Origin of the sequence: Brevibacillus jepli, assembly GCF_047229145.1 — a bacterium.
In the GTDB taxonomy this organism is placed as follows: domain Bacteria; phylum Bacillota; class Bacilli; order Brevibacillales; family Brevibacillaceae; genus Brevibacillus.
In genome coordinates, this window is the sequence record NZ_JBFEFW010000021.1 from 86546 (window position 1) to 112418 (window position 25873).

The window sequence follows — 25873 nt, forward strand, 5'->3', positions numbered from 1 at the left end:
AGCATCAATTCAATTAGCGAGCTACGAAAACAAACGCTTTTTTCACTTGGTCCAAATTCATTACGAGGGACTGGAATTTCTTCCCTTGTTCAGTTGCTGGGTCAAATACGCTATCCTGTGGCATGCTCGCTACATATACAGTATTCGTCGCTGCGTTTTGTGCGATAACATCGCCTACTGGTGGCTCATCCGGGTTGTTCAGTTTTTTCCAATCGTTTTTGTCAAATGCAGTGATTGTTAATACTGGGTAACGGTCGTCTTCTTTCTTGGCATTGAAGATGAATTGAGTTACACTTTTCGCTTCTGGCATATATTTCTTTGCATCAGCGCCAGTCAATTCTTCTACGATGATGTTGCCATTCCAGGATTTGGGTCCTTTGAAAGCAAAGGCAGAGTCTTTGCTCTTGAACATATCTTCATACACGTTGATATCCTTAGCAGTTGGTTCGAAGTTGGCGCTCATCAATTCCCATTTGGATTGATTCCATTTCCATTTGGATTTGAGGTAGCCGCGAACGTCTGCATTGTAATCACCAGTCAGACGCTCTGTGCCTTCCAGCACGTAGAGGCCATTTTTGTTCAGGTCGATTGGTTTCAGTTCCACGAAGCCACCGCCGACTACACCGGACTTGTCTTTATCCAGACCTGGCAGGCTGAGATCTTTCGCTTTTCCATCTTTGACGGTGAAAATTTGGTTGGTTGTGTAGCCGCCGCTTCCGCCAGTGCTTGCAGTAACCATGATTTCGCCTTTTTTATCGTAAGTAAAATCTTGTACGGAGAGCTTCGGCTCGTAGCCGTCTTCCTTCACGTCGATGTTGAGAGATTTCTTCGTTTTGCCATCTGTTACTTTAATGGTAAGGTCTTTTACGAATGGGCTGTTTTTCTCTTTTTTACCGTACAGAACAATTGTGTCCGCATTCTTGTCACCCGTTACGTCTGCGGTTTTTTTCGTGATCTCTTGCAAACCTTTTGTGGTAGCACTCGTATTGCTCGCATCTGCTGTCAGTGCATATCCTCCGGTGAAAAGTACGGAAGTAAGTACGGTTCCGGTTACGAGTTTGTGCAAGTGTTTCATGTGATGAATCTCCTCCCCAGTCTTGCTGACTGCTCATGATGTAATGTGTAGTGTACTGTATCTTGTGCTTGTCCTTGCTACACATTCATTATGTACGATAGAGAGGAAGGAATGGTTACAGACCTACGACATAAATCCTACAAAACAGTAACAGGAAAATGTTAGGACACGAAGATATGGCTCGCTTCTTTTAGTAGAGCCTCGCTGCTTTGCTCCAGCTGCATGGGATAGAGACGGGTTTTATTTGGAGCCAACGCGAGCAGTTGATCGTATACCGCAGCAGAAGCATATAGCAAGTCCGAATCGTGGATGATTTGCTGCAGGGAGTGTTCATCAGCGACTCCTGCGATCATATGTTGAATTTGTCCGATCCCTGCTTCTTGTACACGCTTAGCCATCCATTCCCCGCCCTTTTTTCCCAGACAAACAAACCCAACCGCACTGCCAGACTCCAGGCGAGCGATCTCCAGAAGCGTGCTCATCTGGGCATTTGCTCCTATGATGAGGACTGATTTGTTATAACGAGCAGCCCATTCTTTTACTTCATCGGCATGGTTGACAGTGGTGACAATTTGATCGGCCTCTTGTATGGCGGACAGGATCTCTTGATCATATTCAAGATAGGCAACCTGAATGGGATGGCCGATAATCTCTTCGATTTTCGTACGATAAAAGGGATGATCATGCTCGTGACATTCCACCAACAGCCAGCGAGCTTCTTTCGTGGACTGGGAAAGAAACAAATGCTGGTAAGCAATGGCTGCAAGCATGAGCTCATCCAGCGAAAAGGGTAGGTGCTGTGCTTCTGTCATCATTGTTTTGGCGTGGTCGTAAAGCGATTGCTGGCGCATGCGAAAGGCAGAAATAGCAGGTTTGTCTGCGATAGAAGTACCACGGCCTTTTTGCATGTGGACGAGCCCTTCATCACGTAGTTGGGTGTATACAGTGTTAATGGTGTTGCGATTTACTTGCAGTTGATCTGCTAATTGTGCAGCCGGTGGAAGCATTTCACCCGGTTGGAGATGGCCCAAGCCAATGAGAAGCTTCAATTGTTCTTTTATTTGCACATGAATAGGGATTGGAAAATCGGCGTTTAGCTGTACAAGCGATTGAGTCATGGATATTCGCCTCACTGTCAGGTGTTTGTGTTCATTTTACTAAATATCTAGGTAACTAGCTATTATTTATGTTTTTGTTAGATAACATACAGAACGAGGAAGGGCTACTTGCTACCATGTGCGTAGGAGGTGGCGTCATGAACGATGGATGGAGCCTGAAGGGATTTGTAGCCAAAATGAAGGGGAGAAGCAGAACGCCCTTGAAAATATCTGGCTCTGTTGCCTTGATTGGTGGGCTAGGAGGATTGGTAACGATAGGAGTACTAGGCATGCTGACGGAATTAACTACAGCTGTCTGGTTGATGGCTTCATTCGGAGCAAGCTGTGTGCTCGCTTTTGTGGCGTGGGATTCTCCGTTGTCTCAGCCGCGCAATATCATCGGGGGACATTTTTTCACGAGCTTGGTCGGCGTTGTCCTTTATCAAATAGGAGGATCGCAGCTCTGGGTAGTAGCTGTTAGTGTTGGTCTGGCGATTGTCGTCATGCATGTGACGAAGACGACACATCCTCCTGCGGGTGCCAATCCGATCGTGATTGTGATGGACGGCAGGGGGTGGGAGTTTTTACTGTCTCCGGTACTCATAGGGGCGATCGTAGTTGTGCTGGTTGCTCTGTTCGTCAATAACATGCATAAGAAACGTGCGTATCCTGTGTTTTGGGTGTAGGAGCATCACGGTGAATAATGGCCGCCTTTTATAAAGGGGGTCTTTTCTTTGGCTAAAACGAATGGAGACTGATTGACAAAAAGACTTAAATACATAAAAGTATAGGTAACTAGGTATTTAAAAATGGTGGGTGATTTATCATGAAGGAATGGATCGAACCTGATCAAACAGGTGAGCAAATCGTCTTAGCCAAGAAAACGGTCTTCAAGACTCCGAATGACACCAGAAAAGGCGTCTTCTTCATCCAAAAAGGACTCATACGTCTATCTCGACTGAACGAGCATGGAAAAGCATTTACGGTTGGATTGCTGGGACCCGGAGCCGTTTTCGGTGAGACCTGTGAGATGGCGCTGGGGGCACGGGCTGTCTATATTGAAGCGATGCAAAAAACAATCCTGACTCACTGGAGTGCCAATCGGATGGAAGAACTGCTGCAAGCATGTCCACCGAGCTTGAAAGAAGTGATGTACCAGTTGTCCAAACGGTTGGGAGAACAAGAGGAGAGGATGGAGAAGCTGGCTCTGGATTCGGTTAGGGAGAGGGTGCTGCATCTGCTGGTTCAGTTATGTCGGCGATTTGGAGAGGTAGAAGAGCCTTTTTGGAAATTGACCTTATCTCTGTCTCATCAGGAGATTGCCAACATGGTGGGGGCGACCAGAGAAACGGTTTCATTGGCATTGGCGAGCTTGGTAGAAGAGGGAATTGTGTTGGTGTCACGAATGTCGATTGCTGTGCATGCATCGAGAATGGTGGCGGGAAAATGTTGATAAAATAAGAGAATCCAAGTAAAATGATTGAATGCCTAAAAAGGGCCGCGGTTCGTAAACTCCCGCGTTATCAAAACTAGGAGGAACTTATATGTTTAATCTTTGGATCGGAGTGATTTTTGCTCTGGTGAATTTCGGACTGTTCCTGCTCTGCTACCGTTTTTTCGGCAGAATGGGGCTGTACGCGTGGATCGGGATGGCCACTGTACTGGCTAACATCCAGGTGGTCAAAACAATCGAGATGTTCGGTCTGGTCATGACGCTCGGCAATACGATTTATGCTTCTATTTATTTGGTGAGCGATCTGTTGAACGAGAAGTATGGAGAAAGAGAAGCGAAAAAAGCAGTATGGTTCGGCTTCTTTACTTTAATTGCGGCAACGATTATCATGCAGCTCGTACTTGTTTTTGAACCACAGGAAACGGACATTGCCCAAGGATCGTTGGAGACGATATTCGGCTTGATGCCAAGAGTGGCGTTGGGTAGTCTATGTGCGTATTTCGTCAGCCAATTTGTCGACGTGAAAATCTATTCATGGTTGAAGAAAAAATGCCCGGGCCCAAATCAGCTCTGGATTCGCAATAATGGAAGCACGCTCTTCAGCCAATTGCTCGACTCGGTTACCTTCTGTACGATTGCCTTTTTGGGAGAATTCCCGATGGACGTATGGTGGCAAATCCTGTTGACTACTTACCTGATCAAGTTTGTCGTATCGGCTGCTTCGACGCCGGTTCTTTATATCGCACGCAGTATGAAAGTAGACGAAAGCTAACTGACAAAATCACAGAAAAACCGCCAAGGACGATGGATCTTGGCGGTTTTTGTTGTATTAAGTTTAGAAGGATTATACAAACTTTACAGCAAATCTACATAATGTTCAGATTATACGGTTACGATTTTCTAAGAAGCTACTTCCGAATGATAGTGAGGAGGAATGATGCGAGGATGCTGAAAAAAAGAGTGAGCTCTTCCCGATTGCCTAAGCTGGCGCTAATTGCTGCGGTCTCGATGGGAGCTGTTTTACCGACTGGGTGGGTGCCGCAGGTAAAAGCCGCGCGGGCGGATCATGTGGTCATCAGTGAGGTCTATGGAGGTGGGGGAAATTCTGGCGCCCATTTCAAAAATGATTTCATTGAACTGTACAACCCGACAGATACTGCTGTTTCGCTTGGTGGGTGGTCTGTGCAGTATGCTTCTGCTACGGGAACCAGCTGGAACCAGACGAATTTGACAGGAAGCATAGCTCCTTACGGGTTTTACTTGATCCAGCAGGCAGCAGGAACGGGTGGTGTAGCAGACCTCCCTGCTCCTGAAGCCACTGGAACGCTTGCAATGTCAGGAACACAAGGAAAGGTCGCACTGGTCAGCCATACTACGTCCTTAACTGGGACGGATGTATCCTCTCAATCAGGTGTTGTAGATATGGTCGGTTACGGTGGAGCGACTACACATGAGGGTTCTTCACCTGCACCAGCTACTTCAAACTCGACCAGCGCCCAACGCATAAGCGACGCCAGCGGTATGGTACCAAATGGAGGAAATGGCTGGGATACGAATAACAACGGCGACGATTTTATTACAGGGGCACCAACTCCGAAAAACACGCAAAGCCCCGTTGAACCGCCGCTATCAACAGACGTGACCGACAAGCTGAACCCTACTGAACTTATCTTTGATCATACCGATCCTATCCAAGCAACCATTCGCGGCTACGTCGGTCCGGGGCGAACCATTAAGGTTTATGCCAGTCAGCCTACAGGATCAGGTAGCGAAACACCTTTGACACAGCAAGATTCGGATGCCAGTGGGCAGGTCGAGCTGACTTTTGCGAATCCTGATCCAAATGCACAGGGAGTCTATCTCACAGCAACGGAAGCGAGTAAGAAGGAGAGCGCCAGTATTGAGCTGAGACCAGCGGTAGTCAGTTCAGCCTTGGTGCAGGAAAGGGTCAGTCTGCAAGCAGTGAACGGTGTGGGTGAGCTGCGAGGGGAAGCAGGTGCAGCAGCAGGAAAAGCGATACTGCGCGCATATGATCCGCAAAAACAACCACTCATGCTCAGTAACAAAGAAACAGGAACGGCACAGGCCGATGGCTCATTTTCTTTTACGATTTCAAACATCGACCAGCTGGATCATATTCTCGTCACGCAGCAAACAGCTGGGGAATACGGCAAGTCGTTTGAGAGCCCGGGAGTCAGCGTTACCAAGTCAGAGGTAGGCTCGACTACCATTGCCGAAGCAAGAACCGCACCGGTAGGAACAAACGTGAGCGTCGTCGGAACCGTGACGGCGATGTTTGAGGCGGGCGGTCAAAACAACGTGTATTTCCAAGATGATACCGCAGGGCTCGTGCTTCGCGCGCCAGCATTGACTGGCAAAATAGAAGTGGGAGACAAGATTCGTGCTACCGGAAAAATGAGTGACTATTTCGGATTGGCACAGCTCGAAGCGCTCACCGATCAAGTAGAAATCGTGCAAAAGCAAGCAGGAGTGCCTAGCCCGCAAATCGTGACTTCCACTGATTTTGCCGCGGCAACAGGGGAGGCTCTGGAAGGCAAGCTGGTGACGGTGAAGGTGGTAACTGTCAAATCAGTATCGAGCGGTAACTATACTCTGGAGGATCAGCACGGTACGTTTGTGTCTCGTCCTGCTGCCACGCTTCCTCTCCCAATAAGCAAAAGCTATGTGGCTATTACAGGCGTGGTGAATTATGATCGCAATGTTTACAAGCTGGTGCCGCGGACAGAGGCTGATCTCGTAGAGGACGAGTATAAAGTTCCGATGGTCACAGCGAGCCCAGCAGGTCCTACGGTGACACAGGGAACAAAAGTGACACTCTCAACGACGATGGCTGATGCCGTGATCTACTATACGACAGATGGTTTGACACCGAGCAGAGAAAGCACGACGTACACGGGACCGATCCAGATTGATGTGGATACGACCCTTTCAGCCATAGCGGTTAAGGATGGCTATACAGACAGCAATGTAGCGACATACCGTTATATCATCCAAAAGGATAATGTCCGCATTCATGACATTCAAGGCACATCGCACCGATCAGCGATGGCAGATGGAACGGTAACAGGTGTACCAGGAATCGTAACGGCTATCGTTAGAGGAAACAGCGGCGTACAAGGCTTTTATATGCAAGACCCGATTCCGGATGCAGATCCTTTTACCTCTGAAGGTATTTACGTATACGAGCCAAAAGCAGCGGTCAATCCGGGCGATGAAGTAGCTGTAACTGGCATCGTCAAGGAGTACGTACAATCGAGCAGGGCGGGAACAGACCTCACCCAGACGCAAATTGATGCGACCTCGTACACCATCACCAAGCCCGGCCAATCACTGCCTGACCCACTCATCCTGGGCAAAGACAACTATGAATATCCAAAAGGCATCATCGACAACGACAGTCTGGGCAAATTCGATCCAGATCAAGATGGCATTGATTTCTGGGAGAGTCTCGAGGGTATGCTGGTGCAAATCAACAATCCGATCGTGGTCGGCGAAATCAAGAAGTTTACCAATCCACCCGCAACGGAATTTGTCGTCATGGATGATCAAGCCCATCCGAATCAGCCGCGTACCCCAGCCGGCGGTGTGTTGCTGGAAGCCGATAATTTTCACCCAGAACGTATCACGGTATCGGACAAACTCGAATCGATTACCGGAGAGGTGAAAGTCGGCGACAAATTTGATGGACCGCTGGTAGGCATCATTGACTACAGCTTTGCGAATTACAAGCTGTTCCATACGAGTCCTTTTACCGTTCAGGCAAGCCATTATGAGCCGCCAGTGACCAGTATTTCTCCAAAAGAGGACAAGCTGACGATCGCAACGTACAACATCGAGAATTTCTCTGCCAAGACCGATTCCGCCAAAATCTCTCGCATCGCAGAGACAATCGTGGAAAACATGAAGGGGCCAGATATTATTGGTGTGGTGGAAATGCAGGACAACAATGGTCCGACGAATGACGGGGAAACGGATGCTACTCAGTCAGCGGACGCATTGATCAAAGCCATTGAAAATAAAAATGGCCCTACCTATCGATACACCGACATCGCGCCAGAAAACGGTCAAGATGGCGGACAGTCAGGAGGTAACATTCGTGTCGGCTTCTTCTACAACCCAGATCGGGTACAGCTGGCAGAAGGAACGGCGGGAGGCGCAACTGATTCGGTGCAAATCGAGACACGAGATGGCGTAGCGCATCTCTCGCACAATCCGGGACGGGTTGATCCAACCAACGAGGCGTTTGCTTCGAGCCGTAAGCCGCTGGCAGCGGAGTTTATTTTCCAGGGAGAGCCTGTCATTGTGATCGCCAACCATTTCAATTCCAAGGGTGGAGATCAAGCGCTGTTTGGAAAAGATCAGCCGCCACAGCTGGTGAGCGAGGTCCAACGAATGAAAATAGCCCGTGTCTTGAATGACTTTGTGAAAGACATCCATGCGGCGGAAGCGAAAGCAAATGTCGTCGTGCTGGGCGATCTCAACGATTTTCCGTTTTCCAATCCGGTGCAGACTTTGGCAGATGGCGTTTTGATCAATATGGTGGAGAAACTGCCGAAGGGGCAGCAGTATACGTATGTGTACCAAGGGAACTCACAAGTCTTGGATCAAATCTTGGTCAGCAACCATCTGGAGGATGACACAAAGGTCGATATCGTCCACATCAACGCAGGGTTGACCGAGAGCGAGGGACGTGTAAGCGATCATAACCCTGTCCTTGTGCAGTTAGACCTGAAGGATCGGGGCGAGCCGGAAAAAACAGCACAAGCGGTGGCAGAAAGCATCACGCAGCTCGCACAGCCAACAGCAGGTGCTACACGCTTGACGCTGCCAGAAGTACCTACAGGCTTCACCATTGCGATCAAGTCGTCCAGTGATCGAGATGTCATCGCATTGGACGGCAAGATTACACCGCCCCAACGTCAGACGAATGTAGACCTGATTCTGGAGATCACGCGCACATCAGATCAATCGACAGCAGTGACCCAAGTATTGACCGCACAGGTTCCAGCTAAGCCGGAGACGATACCAACCCCAACCCCAGACACACAACGACAGTTAAACAAACAAGCAGAACAGATCATCTCATCAAGTACCGAAGAGAAAATCATTCTGGACCAGGTAGGTCAGGTGCTCAGCAGTCTTGAAAAATTGCTCGAGTCGGAACAATGGACATCAGCTGAGAAATGGGAAACGGTTTCGCATACGATCACGACCGTACTCGCAGCGGTAGCCGAGCAGACCGAGGAAGATGCCATTAGCGAAGAGACGCTAAACGATGTAATCAAGAGCTTTTTGGAAGAAGCGTTTGATCCTCTTGTGAAGGACGGAATCAAGGATGAGGAGCTTGCCCGTTTGGGACTTGCTTCATTGACCAGTTTGGCGAAAACGACACTGGAGCAGCTCGATGAAGAAGATATGTCTAAGGATGTAGCCAAGCATGTCCGTTTATTGGCAGAAGCACTTTTGAAAGAGGCGGGCACAGTAGTCATCGATGATGGAGATGAGATCAAATCATCAGATGAGCAAGTGGAAGAATTACTTCACATACTTGGTGAATTCATGGAAGCGATCGAGCCAGTGAAAGAAAAGGTCGGCTTCTCCCCGGTGCTATTCATACAAATAGAAAAAAGCGATCATGGCTCGAAGGAAGCACGTTCTCACAAGAAGGAATCCGATGACCCAACGGTGATTTTGGATCAGAAGCTAGTAGAGTTGCTGAAGAAAAAAGAGGTAGGGATTCGGTTAACGTTATCAGACGGAGCATGGGTAGAAGTGCCCGGTGACTACTTTGTTGATGAGCGTGCAAAACAGTTCGCTCTCTCACTGAACGAAGTAAAAGGGGACGGCTATAAAGGCGTGCCGAATCCAGGGGAAGCTTATCAATTGAAAGCGTGGAACAATGATAAGAAGCTGAATAGCCTAGGAAAAACGGGCTTTACGCTCGGTCTGCCGATTGCTGATGGAGCAAGTGAGAAGCTGCAGGTCTACTCGTACCGAGGCAACTCGTGGAAACCAGTTACAGGGGGAAAAGGCAAGCTGATCAAGGTGACAAAAGAAGAAAAGCTGGCGACCTTTACCGTATACGCAGCGGATTCCTATGTTGTCGGTGATGCTGGGAATGCAGCGGTTAAATCAATCGAGGTCAAACCGAAATCACTAAGGCTGGAGCAGGGAGAGGATGATGAGCTCGAGGTTCAGGCTAAATTCGAAGATGGGACTACCGAAGACGTTACCCAAGCAGAAGGAATCGAGTATGAATCGAGTAAGCCTGAACAGGTAGAGGTAGACGAGACAGGACGTGTCTTCGTCTCCGATGACGCAGAGCCACGAACCAAAGTGACTATTACAATCACGTATGGCGGTAAAACGGCAAAGGTGAGCGTTTTTGTCACAAAAGACTAATTCAAGTAGGATCTAGACACGGTACATGTGAAAAACGGGTTGGGAGAAGCTCCCCAGCCCGTTTTTTGTTTTGGCAATAGATTAAATACGTGCCATACCCATCGCTTTTTCAACTTTATGCAGCATTTCATTCGCGACTTTATTCGCTTTCTCTGCCCCGGCAGTCAGGATATCATCCAGCTCGGAGGAGTGGAACAGCTGCTCGAAGCGTTCTTGAATCGGACGCAGTGTTTCTACAACGACCTCAGCCAGCTCGGTTTTGAATGCGCCGTAGCCCTTGCCCTCGTACATCGCCTCGATCTCTTCCAGCGTTTTGCCGGAGCAGAGTGAGTAGATGGTCATGAGGTTGGACACCGCAGGCTTTTCTGCTTTGTCATAACGCACAACGCTGTCGGAATCCGTTTGCGCGCGCTTGATTTTTTTCGTGATGGTGTCCGCATCATCCAGCATGGAGATGAATGCGCCTTGGTTTGGATCGGATTTGCTCATTTTCTTGGTGCCTTCAGCAAGAGACATGATACGTGCGCCAGTCTCCGGCAGGCGAACCTCTGGAATGGTGAAAATGTCGCCATAACGGTTGTTAAAACGAGTGGCTAAATCACGAGTCAGCTCCAGGTGCTGCTTCTGGTCCTCGCCCACAGGGACGAAATCAGTGCCATACAGCAAAATATCTGCAGCCATCAATGGAGGATAAGCCAAGAGACCGCCTGGAATGGATTCGCCGCGACCATCGGATTTGTCCTTGAATTGGGTCATACGCTCCAATTCGCCTAAGTAGGAGGTACACAGCATAATCCAGCCGAGCTTGGCATGGGCAGGTACTTCGGATTGGACGAACAATGTCATTTTGTTCGGATCGAGGCCAACCGACAAATAGAGAGCCGCGAGACGACGAATGTTTTCGCGCAGGACAGCAGGCTCCTGTGGTACGGTGATCGCGTGTTGGTCTACGATGCAGTAAAAGCAGTTGAACTGATCTTGAAGCGGAACGAAGTGCTTCATCGCGCCCAAGTAGTTGCCGAGTGTCAGGATGCCGCTCGGTTGAATGCCGGAAAAAATGGTTTTCATGAGAAGGTTGCTCCTTTCAATGTTAGATGCGAGTTTAAAAAGTTGAGTTCAAAAAGTCGACTTTTCAGGACTACTTCGTGATCAAAAGTCGATTTTTTGAACATCCGCTTTAAAATACAAAAAGGTCCATCCGCCCTGGACAGGGACGAATGAACCGTGGTGCCACCCTTGTTATTTCACGCAAGAACGATTTCTTGCGCAAAATCTCTTTATTCCGTACCGTCCGCAATAGCGTGCATAAGCGGTGTAGATACGGTGTCCATTGTAACGTACGGACGTAACGCCAAAGCCTACTGCCGCCATAAGAGCGGGTTCGGTTTGGAGCTCGGAAGCCCATTCATCATTCCCTTAACACTGATTCGCACCAACCATCAGCTCTCTGAAGTCTCGAAAAATGACTACTCTTCTTCCTCATTGCCATCAAATGATACCCTTTGAGCAAACATTTTACATAGAGTGGAACAGAAAAGCAAGTAGGTATTGACAAGAAAATCCAAAAGTTGTAAAAGTAACTCAGTAGTTATATAACTATAGAGTTACTTTCGGGGTGAAATGATGACCAGTAGCAAATTGTCAAAAGGAGAGCTGAGTCGCAGTCGGCTACTTACGGCGGCAGCTTCTGAATTCGCAGAGAAAGGCTTTCATCGCACGCGGGTGAGTGACATCGTGAGCGCAGCAGGCTTGACACAGGCTTCCTTTTACCAGTATTTCGATAGCAAGGAAGGCTTGTATCAGCAGCTGACAAGCACGTTTGTTGCCAGGCTGCAAGAACTGGCGGACAGTGGTCAAAAGGTGACGGCCTTAACGACGGGAAACGTCTTTGGACAGGTACGGGAAAACCTTCTCTCCTTGTTCCGGTTTTTTCAAGAACAGCCTGACTTGACCCGGATCGTGCTGTATCAGGCAGAAGAGGGCGAAGCGCTGTATCGCAAGCTGGCTTCTATGGTCGCAGTCAATCTGCGGCAAAATCAGGCTGCTGGTCACGTTCGTACAGACTTGTCTGTGGAGGTGGCGGCAGAAGCAATGATAGCGGTGGTAGACCGTCTGACGTCGCGGTATTTGCTGACGGGCGAAAAAACAGCGGAGCAGCTTGCGGACGCCGCGGTATCTTTTTTGGCATTTGGAATTTTGCAGTCAAACGAATAGGAGGAGGAGGGTGCAGCATGCTGGAGCTGTCACATCTGATATGGCTGTTTTTAGTGGTTTTCATGTTTCATGATTTTGAGGAGATCGTGATGGTAGAAGGCTGGGTGCGAGCGAAGAAAGAGTTGATCAGACAGACCGTACCAGCACGGCTTATGAAGCTGATGGAGCCTTCGTTTGCGATGAACACGGCGCAATTTGCCGTCGCTGTCTCTTGTATTTTTGCTGTTTTATCAGCGGCTGTCATCCTGACTGTCACAACATTCTCGACGGGAACGTATCTCCCGTTTTTTCTGGTCTGTCTGCACGTCATGTTTCTTCATGTCTTCATGCATGTCGGTCATACAGTTGTCCTTCGCACGTATACACCTGGAGTGGTGACGGCAGTAGCGCTTGTTTTGCCCTATAGTTTGTATACTTATTTTCGCTTGCTTGAGGCAGGGCTGGTTACGTGGCCGATGATTTGGAGCACGTTGCCCTACAGCTTGTTGATCATCCCTGTTTTGTACATGGCCCATCGGATTGGAGAGGCAGCAGGTAAACTGATCCCCCGATGAGAAAAAGAGAGTGTGAGTATGCTATCCTAGTAGGAAGAGATTGGTGTGAAAGAGGGAGTTTTGTTGAAGCTGCGACTAGGCGTCATAGGCGCGGATGATTCACTTGCCATCATCGAATCAGTCATGCGAGAGTTTCCCGAAATCGAATATGTGCCCATCGTATATTGGCGAGAAGAAGAGATAATCGATTTGCTTCTGCCACATGTGGACGAGGTGGATATGTGGCTTTTCTCCGGTCAGGTCCCTTACGCTATGGCTAGCGAATCAGGCAAGGTCCAGGTGCCGATGGCTTACGTGCCTCATCTCGGCGCGAGCTTGTACAGAACCTTGCTCCATTTGTCCCATCAGCTGGGAATCCGGGTTGATGAGGTGAGCTTTGATACTTTTTCGCCAGAAGAACTGGAGCATTTTCTGGACGAAGCGGGAATCGCGGGTGGCTACAAATGGCTCAAGTACTATGAAGGAGCCATATCAGCGGAGGAACTGGCGGATTACCATGAGCAGCTCTGGAAGGAAGGGAAGACGAAGGCAGCAGTCACCTGTTTGCGGACGGCGGATGTGGAGCTGACGCGTCGAGGTGTCCCTGTACATCGGATCGTGCCGACTCGTGCAGGAGTGCTAGCTGTCATTCACATGCTACTGCGAACGCATGAAATGCTCCATTTCAAAGATACCCAAATCGCCGTGCAAATGATGGAGATCGATCCGTTTCGCGAGCTTGCTCGTGGCAACTTTTCCACGGATGAATGGCAGAATGCCGAGATCAAGACGATGGAAAAGCTGTTGCGCTACGCGAAGCATTTGCAAGGCTCGTTAAAAACAGCAGGTCCCGGACGCTACGTCATTTTTACTACGCGGGGAAATCTGCAGGAAGTGACTCGCGACTATGCGACTATGCCCGATTTGGAAGGGATGTTCGGCATTCGCGCTGACCTGGTGACGTGCGGAATCGGGATCGGCAAGACCGCCTATGAAGCGGAAATCCATGGTGGCGCGGCTCTGTTGCACGCCAAAGAGCGCGGGACAGGCAACTGGATGGTCTTTTTTGACGACAAAAGCATTGTAGGGCCGCTCGGACGCGACGAACAGCTCACGTATCGGTACGACTCAGAGAAGCTGCAAGCGCTCAGCCAGCTGACCTCACTCAGTGTCATGACGCTGGCAAAGCTCGACTCCATCCTGAAAAAGCGGGGCTCACAAGAAATTCATGCCCACGAATTGGCTTCCCATCTGCAAATTTTGCCGAGAAGTGCCAGACGCATCCTGATTGAACTAGAGTCAAAGGGACTCGCACAGGTGATCAGGGAAGAGAACCCGCACCCGCGGGGCAGACCACGCAAGGTGTATCGGATCGTATGGCAACCATGAATGTAATAAATTTACCAATTAATCATTTCTTTCGGGAAATGATTTTTTTGTCGTTAAAAAATAGTTCTCAAATTCAAATAAATAACAAATAATAAGAAATATAAACAACTATGAACTTACATAAAAACCATTTTTTACCAAGGAGGAATTAGAAAGCATGAAAAAATCTGTTTTTGCAGTAACACTCAGCTTCGCATTGGGTACGTCCACCTTCCTGCCGCTGGCTGCGCAGGCTGAATCCGAAAGCATCGTCTACAGTGCTGAGTGGGATACCCCCGAATTTATCGGAGAAGAGTTCGAGGCAGAGGATCTGGATGGCGAAGACAAAGTTTGGGGATTCCTGGAGCAGTACCAAGATTCCTTCCGCATTGATGGAGATGTGAGAGACCACTTTAAAGTGCTTGATGAAGTGAAAAACAGAAAGACAGACATGACTCACTACCGCGTACAAGAAATGTACGAGGGCATCCCGGTCTATGGTTATCAGCAGACCATTCACGTAAATGAGGATGGAAACGTAACGGCCTTCCTCGGAAACTACGCGCCTGACCTGTCAGACAATGAGAAGCTGACGAAAAAGCCAAAGCTCAAGGCAGATAAGGCAGTCAAAGAGGCTATCAAGGATTTGGAGGATGAGATCGACGAAGAAGTAGAGAAGTTCGAGGTGAAGCCAAAAGGAAATCTCTACGTCTACATCCACGAAGATGAATCGTATTTGGCGTACGAAGTGGAACTGAATTTCCTCGATCCAGTACCAGGTCGTTGGAAGTATTTCATCGATGCACATTCTGGTGATGTAATCAACAAATACAATATGCTCAAAGAAATTACAGGAACAGGTACGGGTGTACTGGGTGACTCCAAGTCTTTTGAAGTAACGAAAGTAAGCAATACCAACTATACGGCGAAAGATACGACGCGCGGAAAAGGAATTGAGACGTACAATGCACGCAACAGATACACCCTCCCTGGCACTCTTGGCGCTGACACGGATAACAATTGGACAGATGGAGCACTCGTTGACGCACATGCCTATGCACAGACAACCTACGATTACTTCAAAAGCGCACATAACCGCAACAGCTTTGACAACAAGGGTGCAAAAATAATTTCTACTGTCCATTACGGCAGCAACTACAACAATGCATTCTGGAACGGTGTGCAAATGGTGTACGGGGATGGAGATGGAAGCGTATTCCGTCCACTGTCTGCTGGCCTGGATGTCGTCGCTCATGAGCTGACACATGCCGTTACAGAAAAAACAGCCAATCTAATCTATCAAAACGAGTCCGGTGCGTTAAATGAATCCATGTCTGACATCTTCGGGGCAATGATTGACAACGATGATTGGCTGATGGGCGAAGATGTATACACACCAGGAACGCCTGGAGATGCACTGCGCTCTCTCGAAGATCCGACAGTGGCTGGCGATCCCGACCACTACAGCGATCGATACACAGGGCCAAATGACAACGGTGGCGTACACATTAACAGCGGAATCAACAACAAAGCCGCATATCTCCTCGCAGAGGGTGGCTCACACCATGGTGTATCTGTCACAGGTATCGGCCGCAATGACACGGCAAAAATCTATTACTACGCGCTTACAAACTACCTCAATCCAAACTCTAACTTCTCCGCTATGCGACAAGCAGCAATTCAATCCGCGACAGTGCTGTTCGGAGCTAATTCCCAGCAGGTTCAGTCTGTGACCGATGCTTATGATGCAATTGGCGTGCAATAATCAATAATCTATTTCGTCATCCGAAATATTTGTCATACTATTTGAAAAATTGCTTTGCTCCTATTGTGGGGCAAGGCAATTTTTTGTATGTTGGTGGTAATTAATCACGTGTGTGAATGACTAGGAAAGGAGAACCTCATGGATCAATTCAAAACCCTCTTAAGACACCACTATGATGTAGATGCTACTGATGTTATCCCTCAGCAGGGGGGATGGTCCGCGCTTGCTTATAAAGTCATCAGCGACCAAGACTCCTATTTCTTGAAGGTCTATGAAAAAAGTAGAGCATCTACGCCCAAGTGGACAGCGCTGATCGACAAGTATGTTCCTATTATCCAGTGGCTTTCACGCCATACTAGACTACAAGGCAAAATTCCAGTTCCGCTTCTGACAAGAAACGCAGCGTATAAGCATGAAGATGATATGGGTATCTATCAGCTCTTTGAATACATGGAAGGGAAAACGATCGGGAACCAAGAGCTAGATACGATGCAAATTCGTCAGCTTTCAGCAATCGTATCGGAGCTGCATCTTTACGGGGAAGAAATCCCGCTAAATACAGAGGCGATCAAGGAAGATTTCAGCCTTCCATTTGCTGAACCATTAAGAACAATGCTGAAGGAAGATATCCACCGTCTTCCTGAAGATGTGAATGAAATCGTGAGACTAAATGTAAAAAGACTGGCTGACCGCATCTGTCATTTGGAGATGATTGCAGAGCAATTACGAGGCAGTGAGATCAAAATGAGACTCTGCCACACCGATCTTCATAACTGGAATATGATGCAATCCGATCAGCGACTCATTCTCATTGATTGGGAAGGCTTGAAGCTGGCCCCGGTAGAAGCAAATCTTATGTTTTTGGTAGATATGCCTTATTTTGAGGAGTTTATGGCTATCTATCGGGAAACACATGCAAATTACGAGATCAATCCAACAGCGTTAGCGTTCTATCAGACCCGACGTACTTTGGAAGATATAGGTGAACTGCTAGAGCAACTCTTGTTTGACGAGCAAGAGGAACAAGATCGGCTAGAGACAATAGGCTATCTAAAGAAAGAATTGAAAGAAATGGAGGTACAGGATGTAGGGTAATGGACATTCGTCTTTTCAAAATAGACAGACTATTATATAATTAAGGACATAACCGTAAATCAACCGTTATTGGCTCTGCATAGAAGGAGGAGTGGCGCGTCATGATCAATTCGGATCGATTGTGGGATCGCTTGGAACAGCTTGGCAACATTGGAAAGCAAGAGGCAGGCGGTATTACACGGCTGTCGTTTACGCCTGAAGAACGAGCGGCAAAAGACCTCGTTGCAGGTTTTATGAAGGAGGCAGGTCTCTGTGTTCGCGAAGATGCGGTCGGGAACCTGATTGGGCGAAAAGATGGGAAAAATCCTGCTGCTCCAGTCGTTTTGGTTGGCTCGCATATCGACTCCGTACCAAATGGCGGCGATTATGACGGGCCGCTTGGCGTACTGGCAGGCGTAGAAATTTTACAGACGATGCAGGAGCAGGGGATCGAAACAGAGCATCCGATTGAAGTCATCGCGTTCACGGATGAAGAAGGAACGCGTTTTGGTTACGGGATGATCGGCAGTCGCGGCATCGCGGGTCTGATCAAGCGTGAAGAGCTGGAACAAGCGGACAAGAATGGGGTCACGATTGCCGAAGCGATGCGCCAAAGCGGCATAGATCCGGACAGCACCAGTCTTGCAGCGAGAACTCCCGGCAGTGTGAAGGCGTATGTAGAACTACATATTGAGCAGGGCAAGGTACTGGAGAGTCGTGGGCTATCGGTCGGAATCGTGACAGGAGTGGCGGGTCCACTCTGGTTGAACTTCGTGCTGGAGGGAGAAGCCGGTCATGCCGGGGCAACGCCGATGAATTTGCGCCGTGATCCGATGGCAGCAGCCGCTCAGGTGATGCTTGTCATCGAGGAAGAAGCGGGACGTACGGGAACCAGTGTAGGGACGGTCGGCAGGCTGCAAGCGTTTCCTGGCGGAGTGAATGTCATTCCGGGGCGAGTCGAGTTTTCGCTCGACTTGCGTGATGTCGACGAAGCGATCCGCGATGAAGTCGAACAGCGCATCTACGATCGGGCAAAATCCATCTGCGCTGAACGTAACGTGACATTGAAAGTAGAGCTGCTGCAACGCATAGCTCCTGCTGTATGCTCGGACGATATCCAGAACGCTGTAGCAGAAGCGTGCGAGGCAGAAGGCTTGGAGGCATTTAGACTGCCGAGTGGCGCAGGGCATGATTGCATGCAGCTGGTTGATCTTTGCCCGGTTGGAATGATCTTCGCTCGTTCCAAGGATGGCATTAGCCACAACCCGGCAGAGTTCACGACAAAAGAGGATTGTGCGAACGGAGCGCAAGTACTGTACCGCACCGTCTTATCATTGGCGAAATAGGCATAAGAGTTAGTAAGTGGGGGAGCCACGTAAATCAGGAGGAGAGCGGCGATGACAGCAACAGCAGTGGTAACGCTTAATAAGGCAGTCGAAGAAATCAAGGATCAGGTAGTCGCATGGAGACGGTATTTGCACGAGAATCCTGAATTATCCTTTCATGAAGAAAAAACAGCACAGTTTGTATACGAGACACTGCTTACCTTTGGCAATCTGGAAGTAACGAGACCGACGAAAAACAGTGTGATGGCCAGACTGATCGGCTCCGAGCCCGGAAAAGTGCTCGCTATGCGCGCAGACATGGACGCATTGCCGATTACCGAAGAGAACACATTCGAATTCGTATCCAAAAATCCTGGAGTCATGCATGCGTGCGGACACGACGGGCATACTTCCATGCTGCTAGGTACGGCAAAGCTGCTGTCCGGGATGAAGGACCAGATCAAGGGAGAGGTTCGTTTTCTTTTTCAACACGCGGAGGAAGTATTCCCCGGCGGTGCAGAGGAAATGGTACAGGCAGGCGTCATGGACGACGTAGACATGGTCATTGGTACGCATCTGTGGGCGACCATGGAGTTAGGGACAGTGGGTATCTGCCCAGGTCCAATGATGGCAGCTCCTGATACGTTCTGGATCACCGTTCTTGGAAAAGGCGGACATGCGGCCCTCCCGCATGAAACGATCGATAGCATCGCGATTGCGGCACAAGTGGTTACCAATCTCCAGCACGTCGTATCCCGCAATGCCGATCCACTCGATAATCTGGTTCTTTCTGTCACACAATTTGTGGGCGGGACGACACACAATGTCATTCCAGGGACCGTAGAGATATGCGGGACTGTCCGCAGCTTTGACAAAGATCTGCGCGAGTCTGTTCCAGGACTGATGGAGCGCGTGATCAAAGGCATTACGGAAGCGCACGGTGCGGAATACCAATTCAAGTACGAATTCGGCTATCGTCCCGTCATTAACGATGCCGATGTAACGAAATTGATGGAAGAGGTCGTCGTAGAATCGCTGGGAGCAGAATGGGTGGAGCATATGCGTCCAACTATGGGTGGCGAGGATTTCTCTGCCTTCCAGCAAAAAGCGCCAGGCTGCTTCTTCTACGTCGCTGCCGGTAACAAAGAAAAAGGTATCACGTATCCACACCACCATCCACGCTTTACGATTGACGAGGATGCACTCGAAGTCGGCGTGAAAATGTTCGTGAATGCGGCAAGAAAAATCGTGATGTAACGAGTGAGCATACATGCTAAAGAGCTTCCTGTCCGAAGACGGGAAGCTCTTTTTGTGTGCGTAACCACTAGTTTCGGCTCAATGTGTGAGCTCTTTTTCTTTGTTTTGAAAGGCTTTTTGGATTTGAGAAATTTGTCCGGCATGAATGCCTGTGTGATACATGAGGCGACCCAATGCCTCTAATGGAGTAGAAGAGCCCAAAGGCGTCTCGACAGGCGTATGCCACGCTTCCTGTGGCAAATCACGCATGGCATCGATCAAGTACTGGTTGGAAGCGGTCATGAAATCAGCGAGCTCTTGCAGATTTGTAAAAGAAACTTTGGTGCCGACAGGACCGTTTTTCGTCAAAAGCTCCACGTCTGCCGGGATTCTCCGACCGAAAAACCATTCGGCAAACATGTACTCGACCTCGGCGTTGTGGCGCAGCATGTACCCGATGGAGGCTGTGCCCAGGCTCAGACTCAAATCTTGTTCGGGCAAGCTTTTCGCCGTTTTGTGAAACCGCTCCTGGATAGTGAGCCAGAGCGTCAATGCTGTTGAATAGGTCATGAATAAAGTCCCTCCGTTATTTTTTGGATGTGTGACCATCTCGGTTGACATGGACAAATTTATCGGCTGTCAGGTCGATGTCATAAGCCTGACCGAAGCCAGCTACATAGCGTCCCTCTGACGGCGTCAATTCGAACAAGGAAAAATCAAGGCCGCGCAGCATATCCATCATGCTTTTTCCAAATACCTGTGCAAACAGCTCAAAGATCTCATCGTAACCTGCATTACCCAGATTCTGGGCCGAACACACGAAACGGGCGCGCTGCCGAGCGAATAGATTGGTTGATTTCGACTCGTCTTCAATGAGCATGACATCGACTGCCGGATTTTCTTCCATGTAGCGATAGTGATTCGCAATTTTACTAATGTAGATGTAGAACTTTCCATCGTATTTGACGAACGGTGCATAGGAGAGAAACGGTTTTCCATGCTCGTCGACTGTGCTTAACATGAGTGTTTTCATGTTCGCAGCAAACGATTGGTACTGGGACTTCATTGCTTCCTTATCCATCGCTTTCATACGAGCACCTCACTTGTTTTGTTTGCTTTTTTCAGAATGTGAATCCTGGGGCTGGCGCTGTCTGGTGTGTACTGAATTTCGGTTTCGACACCGTACACGCTGCGAATCAGCTCCATCGTAAGCACATCTTGAGGTTTTCCAAAAACACGCATACTTCCGTCTTTGATCACACAAATTTTATCGCTGTAGGCGCTGGCGTGGTTCAAATCATGCAGCACCATAACAACCGTCAGCTTCAAATCCCGATTCAGCTTGCGTACCAGTTCAAGAACATCCAGTTGATGGGCGATGTCCAAATACGTAGTCGGCTCATCGAGCAACAAAATTTTCGGCCGTTGAGCCAAAGCCATCGCGATCCAGGCGCGCTGTGCTTCCCCGCCAGACAGAGAGACGAGGTAGCGATCCTTGTAGCTTAGCATACCGGTTTGTTCCAGAGCCCATGTGACGATCTCAAAGTCTTCGCCACTCAATCGCTCATACCATTTTTTATGGGGAACGCGACCATATCCGACGAGTTCTCCTACGGTTATGTCTGACGGGCACGAGTTGGACTGACAGAGCATGCACATGATGCGAGAGACTTGCTTCATACTCAGGCTGTTCAGATCTTGATCGGCAATACAGACGCGGCCGCCCTCACAAGGGATCAGCCGTGAAATGGCTTTGAGGATCGACGATTTTCCTGAACCGTTTGGCCCGATAATCGAAACAACCTCACCTTCTAGGATATCGAGGGAAAAGTCATGGACGATTGTCTTTGGGCCGTAGCTGATTTTCAACGATTGTACCTGTAGCATGTCACAAGCCCCCTTTTCGCATCAAGTAAAGGAAATAAGGGCCTCCCACGATTGCCATGACAATCCCGGCAGGAATCTCCAAAGGAGCGAATGCCGTTCTGCCAAACGTATCGGCAACAAGCAATACAAGTGAGCCAAGTACGAGGCCAAACGGCAAGCTCAGACGATAATCAGAGCCGACGAGCATGCGGGACATATGCGGCACGACCAGTCCGATAAATCCAACAAGACCGACAGTCGATACGGAAACGGCTGCCAGATAGACCGCGATAATAGAAAGGGAGAGGCGCAGTCGATGCAAGTTTTGCCCTAAATTATGAGCGACTTGTTCTCCGAGGCGTAAAATGTTGGCTTGCCTGATCGATAACAGAGCGGCAATCCACCCGACGATGGAGTAGGGGAGCATTACCAAGACATCGCCCATGCCCTTACCGGACAGACTGCCATTCATCCATTGCAGTGCTCCCGGCAGCTTGTCGCTGTACAATATGGACAATAATCCAATTGCTCCGCCAAAGACAGCATTGACGGCCACGCCAGATAAAATGATACGTACGGGTGTTAAGCCGCCTTGCTTTTTCCAAGCCATGGAATAGACCATGCCAGCTGCTACGCCTCCGCCGATGATGGCAGCCAGTGGGATCAAGTAAGAATAGTCAGGCATGACCAGCATGATGAACAACACCGTTACAGCTGCTCCGCTGGATACGCCTGTTAGGCCAGGATCGGCAAGTGGGTTTTGCATGACAGCTTGTAGCAGGGCACCGGAAGCTGCGAGATTGGCTCCGATCAAAAGCGCGAGAAGTACACGCGGAATCCGGATATCCCACAGAATGGTTTGACTGGCGGCATCGCCGTTCCCGAGTACTGTCTCAATCGTTTCGGAAAGAGAGAGGCGCACGCTCCCCAGACCAATGGAGAGCAGTACAGCTACAGCCAGCATGATGCAAGCTGCCATCAAGAGAGCTGCCTTCCTGTTCTGAATGTTCGGGGTCACTGGAAAAACTCCTTATTCGTTATACAGGATTTGTGCGAGCTCTTCGTAGGCGGTCGGTGCTTTTACGAGAGAGGCGATCCCGAATGTACTGTAATCGAGCGCCTTCATTTTGCCGTTTTTGAATGCGTTCATTTTTTCCCAAGCGCCGTTTTTCTTCACGTCTTCTTCGAATTTTTTGGTAACCGCGCTTGGATCGCCATGCGCTACTAGTAAAATGACATCAGGATTGGCAGCAACAATCGATTCCATGTTAAGCGGTACATATGTTTCGGTTTGATGCAGAACGTCAGCGGCGACGTTGGATGCTCCGAGATTGCGGGCGAGACTACCGACAAACGTATTTTCATTCATGACCATAAGGGCCTCAGCTGATCCGAACAAGAACAATACTTTGGGTGCGGTTTTCCCTTTGATCCCTTCGATGATCGTTTTTTCTTTATCCGCGATGGATTGGAGAAATGCCGTCGCCTTTTCTTCCTGCTTGAACAGACGTCCGAGTACGACAGTAGACAGCTTGAGCTCATCGAGTGAGTCTACGGGCAAGTACGCGGTAGGTAGTGAGGCGGGCTTGAATTTTTTATCAATGCTCGCTTTGATCGAGGTAGGACCGAGAATGACGTCAGGCTGCAGCTTGGCGACTTGCTCCAGATCAGGCTGGTGAGAAGTACCGATCCGTGGAACATTGTCGAGAGCTGCTGGCAGCTTGCTGCTCGTCGTCGGTACGCCAACCGGAGTGACACCCAGCTCGTTCAATATCTCGGTAATGGCTACGGATACGGTCACGACTTTGGTGGGGTGATTTTTAAATTGGGCCAGGAGTTGTGCTGCTTTTTTTTCATCTACGCTGATTGTATTAGCGGCTTGTTGGCTTGATGTCGACGAGTCCGACTGAGTGTTAGTGGTCTGTTGTTGTGTGGTGCTGGATTGTTGTGTGGCTGCTTGGTCGGGGGACGCAGAATTGCTGCAACCGACCACGCTTGTCAGTAGCAAAGCAATCATCCCGGTTTTCCATCCTGCGTGTTTCAAAGTGAGTAGCCTCCTGAATATGTATGATAATGAGAATCAATCTCTTTTGGGATGATTATATAGAGAATGATTACTATTATCAATAAGAATTTTGAATAGAAAATATGACGAAAACAGGAGGAATATAGCGGAAAAATAAAAAAAGTAGATTCACATTGGGGGAGGAAAGCGGCCCTGACCTAAACGAAGGCTGCCCGGTGCCACTGGATCGGGAGTTCGTGACGCCCGGGCAGATAAGGGGGAATGGAAAATCCTACTAGTGTATCCGAAACAGCTTTTGCCAAATGGATGTTTTTCGTTCGGCGTCCCTGATTTTGGCCAGCTCGATCTTGGCGTCCATAATATCATTCATCGCTTTGGTCAAGCGGCGGTCACGTTCCTTCAGGTTGTTGGTAATGTAAGTCTCCTGCTTTTCTACACGTGCTAACAGCGCTAAGTACGCGGCGTCCTGTTGCTGGACATGGGCAGCCAGCACATGCAGCTTCTCATCCAGTTCTTCTATGGCAGCGTTATTCATTGCTGGTGGTGAAACAGGGGGGAATGCAACGGCAACGGCCGTCTCCTTGCGGGCAGGCTCAGGCGAACTTTGAGTAGCAACCATCCTGGCAGCCTCATCTTGGGGAATGAGTTGATCCTTCGTTAAGCTATAAAACCGCTGAAGGCACGCGATATCTACCTGTCTGTACTCCCGACGATTCTGACTATCCCGCAAAAACCAGTAGCCGTGCTGTTCCAAGAGCATGCTCCACTTGCGCAAGGTGCTTGCCCCAATTCCTAACAGCCCCGCAACGTCTTTGCCACTGTACGTTCTTTCTCGTGCCAATAACTCGATAACCTCACCCATTGGATATCCCTCCTCTGTAAAAGTCCGCTCATCTCTTCCTATACCGTTTCTGTACGCGAAAATGGATTTCCTTTTGGAATCGTGCGACAAAATCTCACAGTGTTCGTAATGGGCACGGTAGTTCGACGTGATTTTGCCATCAGACGACAAAGTTGGTGAGAAGAACGCGAGGTTCATGGGGACAAATGACGGAAGGGTACAAGTACATTTTCTCGTTGACTCCGCATTTGCTCATTAGGGCTATGCCAAATGTACATAGGATGCAAGAGAAGGAGGGATTGACCATGGCATTCAGAGACCAGGTGAGAAAGTTCGAAGGTAAAAATGTTAAGGTTGAAACTGTGGACGGTACTTTTTTCGGCAGATTGATAGACGTAAAATCGTCCACCATTATTCTGCGTGAACATAATGGTAACAACCGTACCATTATTCGGAATTCGAAAATCGTTGCCGTTACAGAACATGACGGTGATTGCTAACAATTGGCTGTAGAAATGCAGGAGTTATTTCTTGAGGCTGTCGAGTGATCGACGGCCTTTCCTATTCTTTGTACCCCACGGCATGGTAACATGGAAGGGTATGAAAAAACGTTGGGAAAAGAGGGGGTACCACTATGGTAGATATCCGTTTTCACGGACATTCTTCTGTGCAGGTAACGAGTGAAGGGCATTCGATCATGATTGATCCATTTATTTCTGGAAGCCCAGTGGCAGCAACCAAACTGGAAGACATCTCTGTCCAGTACATCCTTCTGACACACGGGCACCAAGATCATATTCTCGATGCAGTGGAGTTGGCCAAGCAAAACGATGCGACCATCGTTGCAACCCATGAACTGGCTACCTATTTAGGGTGGCAGGGAGTGAAGACCATCTCGATGAATCTGGGAGGCTCAGTAAAGCTGCCATTCGGAAAGGTAAAAATGACACAGGCGTTCCACAGCTCCGGTGTCGTGCTGGATGAAGAGCAACAAATCGTGTACATGGGTATGCCAGGCGGCTTCGTTATCGAGCTGGGTGGAAAAACGATTTATCACGCAGGGGATACGGGATTGTTCGGGGACATGAAGTTGATCGGAGAATGTCATGATATCGATCTGGCGTTCCTGCCGATCGGAGATGTGTTCACAATGGGCCCAGAGGATGCGCTCGTAGCTGCCGAGTGGGTGCAAGCAGATTTTGTCGTCCCGATTCATTACGATACGTTCCCACCGATCAAACAGGATGGGGAAGCGTTCGTAGCCGAGCTGGCTGAGAAAGACATCAGAGGCAAAGCATTGAAGCCAGGGGAGACATTGCGTTTGCCATAACTCTATACATAAGACCGCTAATCTTCACCGCTAATCTTCGGATGTTAAGATTAGCGGTTTTTTTATTGTGGTTTCTGTTATGTGGCTGCGGTGGGGAGAAGAATATTTCCAGACTAGGCTCAGTGCTCCGTCCCACGGGGAGGATTGGACTGTCCGCTCCGAAGGGATTCGCGGGGAAACGCAAAACCAGCTAATACTCCGTCAAGGTTTTCCGGATTATTTTTTGGTTTATATATGTTAAGATAAA

At 49.0% G+C, this 25873-nt stretch carries 22 protein-coding genes and 1 other annotated feature; of the genes, 13 read left to right on the plus strand and 9 right to left on the minus strand.

The features are described 5' to 3' along the window. Positions 1 to 13: 13 nt before the first annotated feature. Both AB1L17_RS21525 and AB1L17_RS21530 read right to left on the minus strand, forming a co-directional pair. Positions 14 to 1075 carry a YybI family spore inner coat protein gene (locus tag AB1L17_RS21525; protein WP_412847091.1) on the minus strand — a complete coding sequence of 354 codons (1062 nt, stop codon included), beginning with the start codon at positions 1073 to 1075 and terminating at the stop codon, positions 14 to 16. A gap of 161 nt (positions 1076 to 1236) precedes the next feature. After that, positions 1237 to 2193: a GntR family transcriptional regulator gene (locus tag AB1L17_RS21530; RefSeq protein WP_412847090.1), complete on the minus strand. Its 957-nt coding sequence runs from the start codon at positions 2191 to 2193 to the stop codon at positions 1237 to 1239. A gap of 137 nt (positions 2194 to 2330) precedes the next feature. On the opposite strand from AB1L17_RS21530, the gene AB1L17_RS21535 reads away from it, so the two are divergent. The 4 genes from AB1L17_RS21535 to AB1L17_RS21550 all read left to right on the plus strand — a co-directional run bounded on the left by AB1L17_RS21535 (position 2331) and on the right by AB1L17_RS21550 (position 10048). Next, on the plus strand, positions 2331 to 2858 hold the full coding sequence (locus AB1L17_RS21535) for an HPP family protein (RefSeq protein ID WP_412847089.1): 528 nt from the start codon (positions 2331 to 2333) through the stop codon (positions 2856 to 2858). 140 nt (positions 2859 to 2998) lie between these two features. Beyond that, on the plus strand, positions 2999 to 3625 hold the full coding sequence (locus AB1L17_RS21540) for a Crp/Fnr family transcriptional regulator (RefSeq protein WP_412847088.1): 627 nt from the start codon (positions 2999 to 3001) through the stop codon (positions 3623 to 3625). A 91-nt stretch (positions 3626 to 3716) separates the two neighbouring features. Then, positions 3717 to 4397: a queuosine precursor transporter gene (locus tag AB1L17_RS21545; RefSeq protein ID WP_412847087.1), complete on the plus strand. Its 681-nt coding sequence runs from the start codon at positions 3717 to 3719 to the stop codon at positions 4395 to 4397. Positions 4398 to 4570: 173 nt separating this feature from the next. Then, a complete protein-coding gene (locus tag AB1L17_RS21550) occupies positions 4571 to 10048 on the plus strand; it encodes a DUF8508 domain-containing protein (protein WP_412847086.1) in 5478 nt (1825 codons plus the stop codon). Positions 10049 to 10129: 81 nt separating this feature from the next. Here the strand turns inward: AB1L17_RS21550 and trpS are convergent, their stop codons facing one another. Then, positions 10130 to 11116 carry a tryptophan--tRNA ligase gene (gene trpS / locus AB1L17_RS21555; RefSeq protein ID WP_412847085.1) on the minus strand — a complete coding sequence of 329 codons (987 nt, stop codon included), beginning with the start codon at positions 11114 to 11116 and terminating at the stop codon, positions 10130 to 10132. 138 nt (positions 11117 to 11254) lie between these two features. Beyond that, positions 11255 to 11540 (minus strand) — a binding site (T-box leader). Between the two features lie 131 nt (positions 11541 to 11671). Between trpS and AB1L17_RS21560 the strand changes: the two genes are divergently transcribed. From AB1L17_RS21560 to AB1L17_RS21590, 7 genes are all read left to right on the plus strand, one after another. Beyond that, a complete protein-coding gene (locus AB1L17_RS21560; RefSeq protein ID WP_412847084.1) occupies positions 11672 to 12262 on the plus strand; it encodes a TetR/AcrR family transcriptional regulator in 591 nt (196 codons plus the stop codon). Positions 12263 to 12279: 17 nt separating this feature from the next. After that, positions 12280 to 12816 (plus strand): HXXEE domain-containing protein, encoded by a 537-nt coding sequence (locus tag AB1L17_RS21565; protein ID WP_412847083.1) that lies wholly within the window; start codon positions 12280 to 12282, stop codon positions 12814 to 12816. 45 nt (positions 12817 to 12861) lie between these two features. After that, positions 12862 to 14184: a helix-turn-helix domain-containing protein gene (locus AB1L17_RS21570; RefSeq protein ID WP_412847082.1), complete on the plus strand. Its 1323-nt coding sequence runs from the start codon at positions 12862 to 12864 to the stop codon at positions 14182 to 14184. 157 nt (positions 14185 to 14341) lie between these two features. After that, on the plus strand, positions 14342 to 15928 hold the full coding sequence (locus tag AB1L17_RS21575) for a M4 family metallopeptidase (protein WP_412847081.1): 1587 nt from the start codon (positions 14342 to 14344) through the stop codon (positions 15926 to 15928). Positions 15929 to 16066: 138 nt separating this feature from the next. Continuing rightward, positions 16067 to 17023 (plus strand): aminoglycoside phosphotransferase family protein, encoded by a 957-nt coding sequence (locus tag AB1L17_RS21580; protein ID WP_412847080.1) that lies wholly within the window; start codon positions 16067 to 16069, stop codon positions 17021 to 17023. Between the two features lie 101 nt (positions 17024 to 17124). Then, positions 17125 to 18348 carry a Zn-dependent hydrolase gene (locus tag AB1L17_RS21585; RefSeq protein ID WP_412847079.1) on the plus strand — a complete coding sequence of 408 codons (1224 nt, stop codon included), beginning with the start codon at positions 17125 to 17127 and terminating at the stop codon, positions 18346 to 18348. 51 nt (positions 18349 to 18399) lie between these two features. Next, positions 18400 to 19584 (plus strand): M20 family metallopeptidase, encoded by a 1185-nt coding sequence (locus AB1L17_RS21590; protein WP_412847078.1) that lies wholly within the window; start codon positions 18400 to 18402, stop codon positions 19582 to 19584. 78 nt (positions 19585 to 19662) lie between these two features. Here AB1L17_RS21590 and AB1L17_RS21595 read toward each other — a convergent pair whose 3' ends face one another. The 6 genes from AB1L17_RS21595 to AB1L17_RS21620 all read right to left on the minus strand — a co-directional run bounded on the left by AB1L17_RS21595 (position 19663) and on the right by AB1L17_RS21620 (position 24317). Continuing rightward, positions 19663 to 20133 (minus strand): DinB family protein, encoded by a 471-nt coding sequence (locus tag AB1L17_RS21595; protein WP_412847077.1) that lies wholly within the window; start codon positions 20131 to 20133, stop codon positions 19663 to 19665. 16 nt (positions 20134 to 20149) lie between these two features. Further along, complete coding sequence (locus AB1L17_RS21600) at positions 20150 to 20653, minus strand: HugZ family pyridoxamine 5'-phosphate oxidase (RefSeq protein WP_412847076.1); 504 nt, start codon at positions 20651 to 20653, stop codon at positions 20150 to 20152. Beyond that, positions 20650 to 21450: an ABC transporter ATP-binding protein gene (locus AB1L17_RS21605; RefSeq protein ID WP_412847075.1), complete on the minus strand. Its 801-nt coding sequence runs from the start codon at positions 21448 to 21450 to the stop codon at positions 20650 to 20652. Before AB1L17_RS21605 ends, AB1L17_RS21600 begins: the two co-directional genes overlap by 4 nt. A gap of 1 nt (position 21451) precedes the next feature. Beyond that, positions 21452 to 22447, minus strand: coding sequence for a FecCD family ABC transporter permease (locus tag AB1L17_RS21610; protein ID WP_412847074.1), 996 nt, complete (start codon positions 22445 to 22447; stop codon positions 21452 to 21454). Between the two features lie 12 nt (positions 22448 to 22459). Further along, complete coding sequence (locus tag AB1L17_RS21615) at positions 22460 to 23473, minus strand: helical backbone metal receptor (RefSeq protein WP_412847072.1); 1014 nt, start codon at positions 23471 to 23473, stop codon at positions 22460 to 22462. Between the two features lie 256 nt (positions 23474 to 23729). Beyond that, entirely contained in the window at positions 23730 to 24317 is a 588-nt protein-coding gene (locus tag AB1L17_RS21620) for a MerR family transcriptional regulator (protein ID WP_412847071.1), read from the minus strand. A 284-nt stretch (positions 24318 to 24601) separates the two neighbouring features. Between AB1L17_RS21620 and AB1L17_RS21625 the strand changes: the two genes are divergently transcribed. After that, positions 24602 to 24796, plus strand: a complete 195-nt coding sequence (locus AB1L17_RS21625) for a hypothetical protein (protein ID WP_412847070.1) — start codon at positions 24602 to 24604, stop codon at positions 24794 to 24796. Between the two features lie 134 nt (positions 24797 to 24930). Then, complete coding sequence (locus AB1L17_RS21630) at positions 24931 to 25626, plus strand: metal-dependent hydrolase (protein WP_412847069.1); 696 nt, start codon at positions 24931 to 24933, stop codon at positions 25624 to 25626. Positions 25627 to 25873: the final 247 nt, after the last annotated feature.

Coding starts and splice junctions, on each gene's coding strand:
- AB1L17_RS21525 (WP_412847091.1), bottom strand. CDS start 1,075: ATGAAACACTTGCACAAACTCGTAACCGGAACCGTACTTACTTCCGTA.
- AB1L17_RS21530 (WP_412847090.1), bottom strand. CDS start 2,193: ATGACTCAATCGCTTGTACAGCTAAACGCCGATTTTCCAATCCCTATT.
- AB1L17_RS21535 (WP_412847089.1), top strand. CDS start 2,331: ATGAACGATGGATGGAGCCTGAAGGGATTTGTAGCCAAAATGAAGGGG.
- AB1L17_RS21540 (WP_412847088.1), top strand. CDS start 2,999: ATGAAGGAATGGATCGAACCTGATCAAACAGGTGAGCAAATCGTCTTA.
- AB1L17_RS21545 (WP_412847087.1), top strand. CDS start 3,717: ATGTTTAATCTTTGGATCGGAGTGATTTTTGCTCTGGTGAATTTCGGA.
- AB1L17_RS21550 (WP_412847086.1), top strand. CDS start 4,571: ATGCTGAAAAAAAGAGTGAGCTCTTCCCGATTGCCTAAGCTGGCGCTA.
- trpS (WP_412847085.1), bottom strand. CDS start 11,116: ATGAAAACCATTTTTTCCGGCATTCAACCGAGCGGCATCCTGACACTC.
- AB1L17_RS21560 (WP_412847084.1), top strand. CDS start 11,672: ATGACCAGTAGCAAATTGTCAAAAGGAGAGCTGAGTCGCAGTCGGCTA.
- AB1L17_RS21565 (WP_412847083.1), top strand. CDS start 12,280: ATGCTGGAGCTGTCACATCTGATATGGCTGTTTTTAGTGGTTTTCATG.
- AB1L17_RS21575 (WP_412847081.1), top strand. CDS start 14,342: ATGAAAAAATCTGTTTTTGCAGTAACACTCAGCTTCGCATTGGGTACG.
- AB1L17_RS21580 (WP_412847080.1), top strand. CDS start 16,067: ATGGATCAATTCAAAACCCTCTTAAGACACCACTATGATGTAGATGCT.
- AB1L17_RS21585 (WP_412847079.1), top strand. CDS start 17,125: ATGATCAATTCGGATCGATTGTGGGATCGCTTGGAACAGCTTGGCAAC.
- AB1L17_RS21590 (WP_412847078.1), top strand. CDS start 18,400: ATGACAGCAACAGCAGTGGTAACGCTTAATAAGGCAGTCGAAGAAATC.
- AB1L17_RS21595 (WP_412847077.1), bottom strand. CDS start 20,133: ATGACCTATTCAACAGCATTGACGCTCTGGCTCACTATCCAGGAGCGG.
- AB1L17_RS21600 (WP_412847076.1), bottom strand. CDS start 20,653: ATGAAAGCGATGGATAAGGAAGCAATGAAGTCCCAGTACCAATCGTTT.
- AB1L17_RS21605 (WP_412847075.1), bottom strand. CDS start 21,450: ATGCTACAGGTACAATCGTTGAAAATCAGCTACGGCCCAAAGACAATC.
- AB1L17_RS21620 (WP_412847071.1), bottom strand. CDS start 24,317: ATGGGTGAGGTTATCGAGTTATTGGCACGAGAAAGAACGTACAGTGGC.
- AB1L17_RS21625 (WP_412847070.1), top strand. CDS start 24,602: ATGGCATTCAGAGACCAGGTGAGAAAGTTCGAAGGTAAAAATGTTAAG.
- AB1L17_RS21630 (WP_412847069.1), top strand. CDS start 24,931: ATGGTAGATATCCGTTTTCACGGACATTCTTCTGTGCAGGTAACGAGT.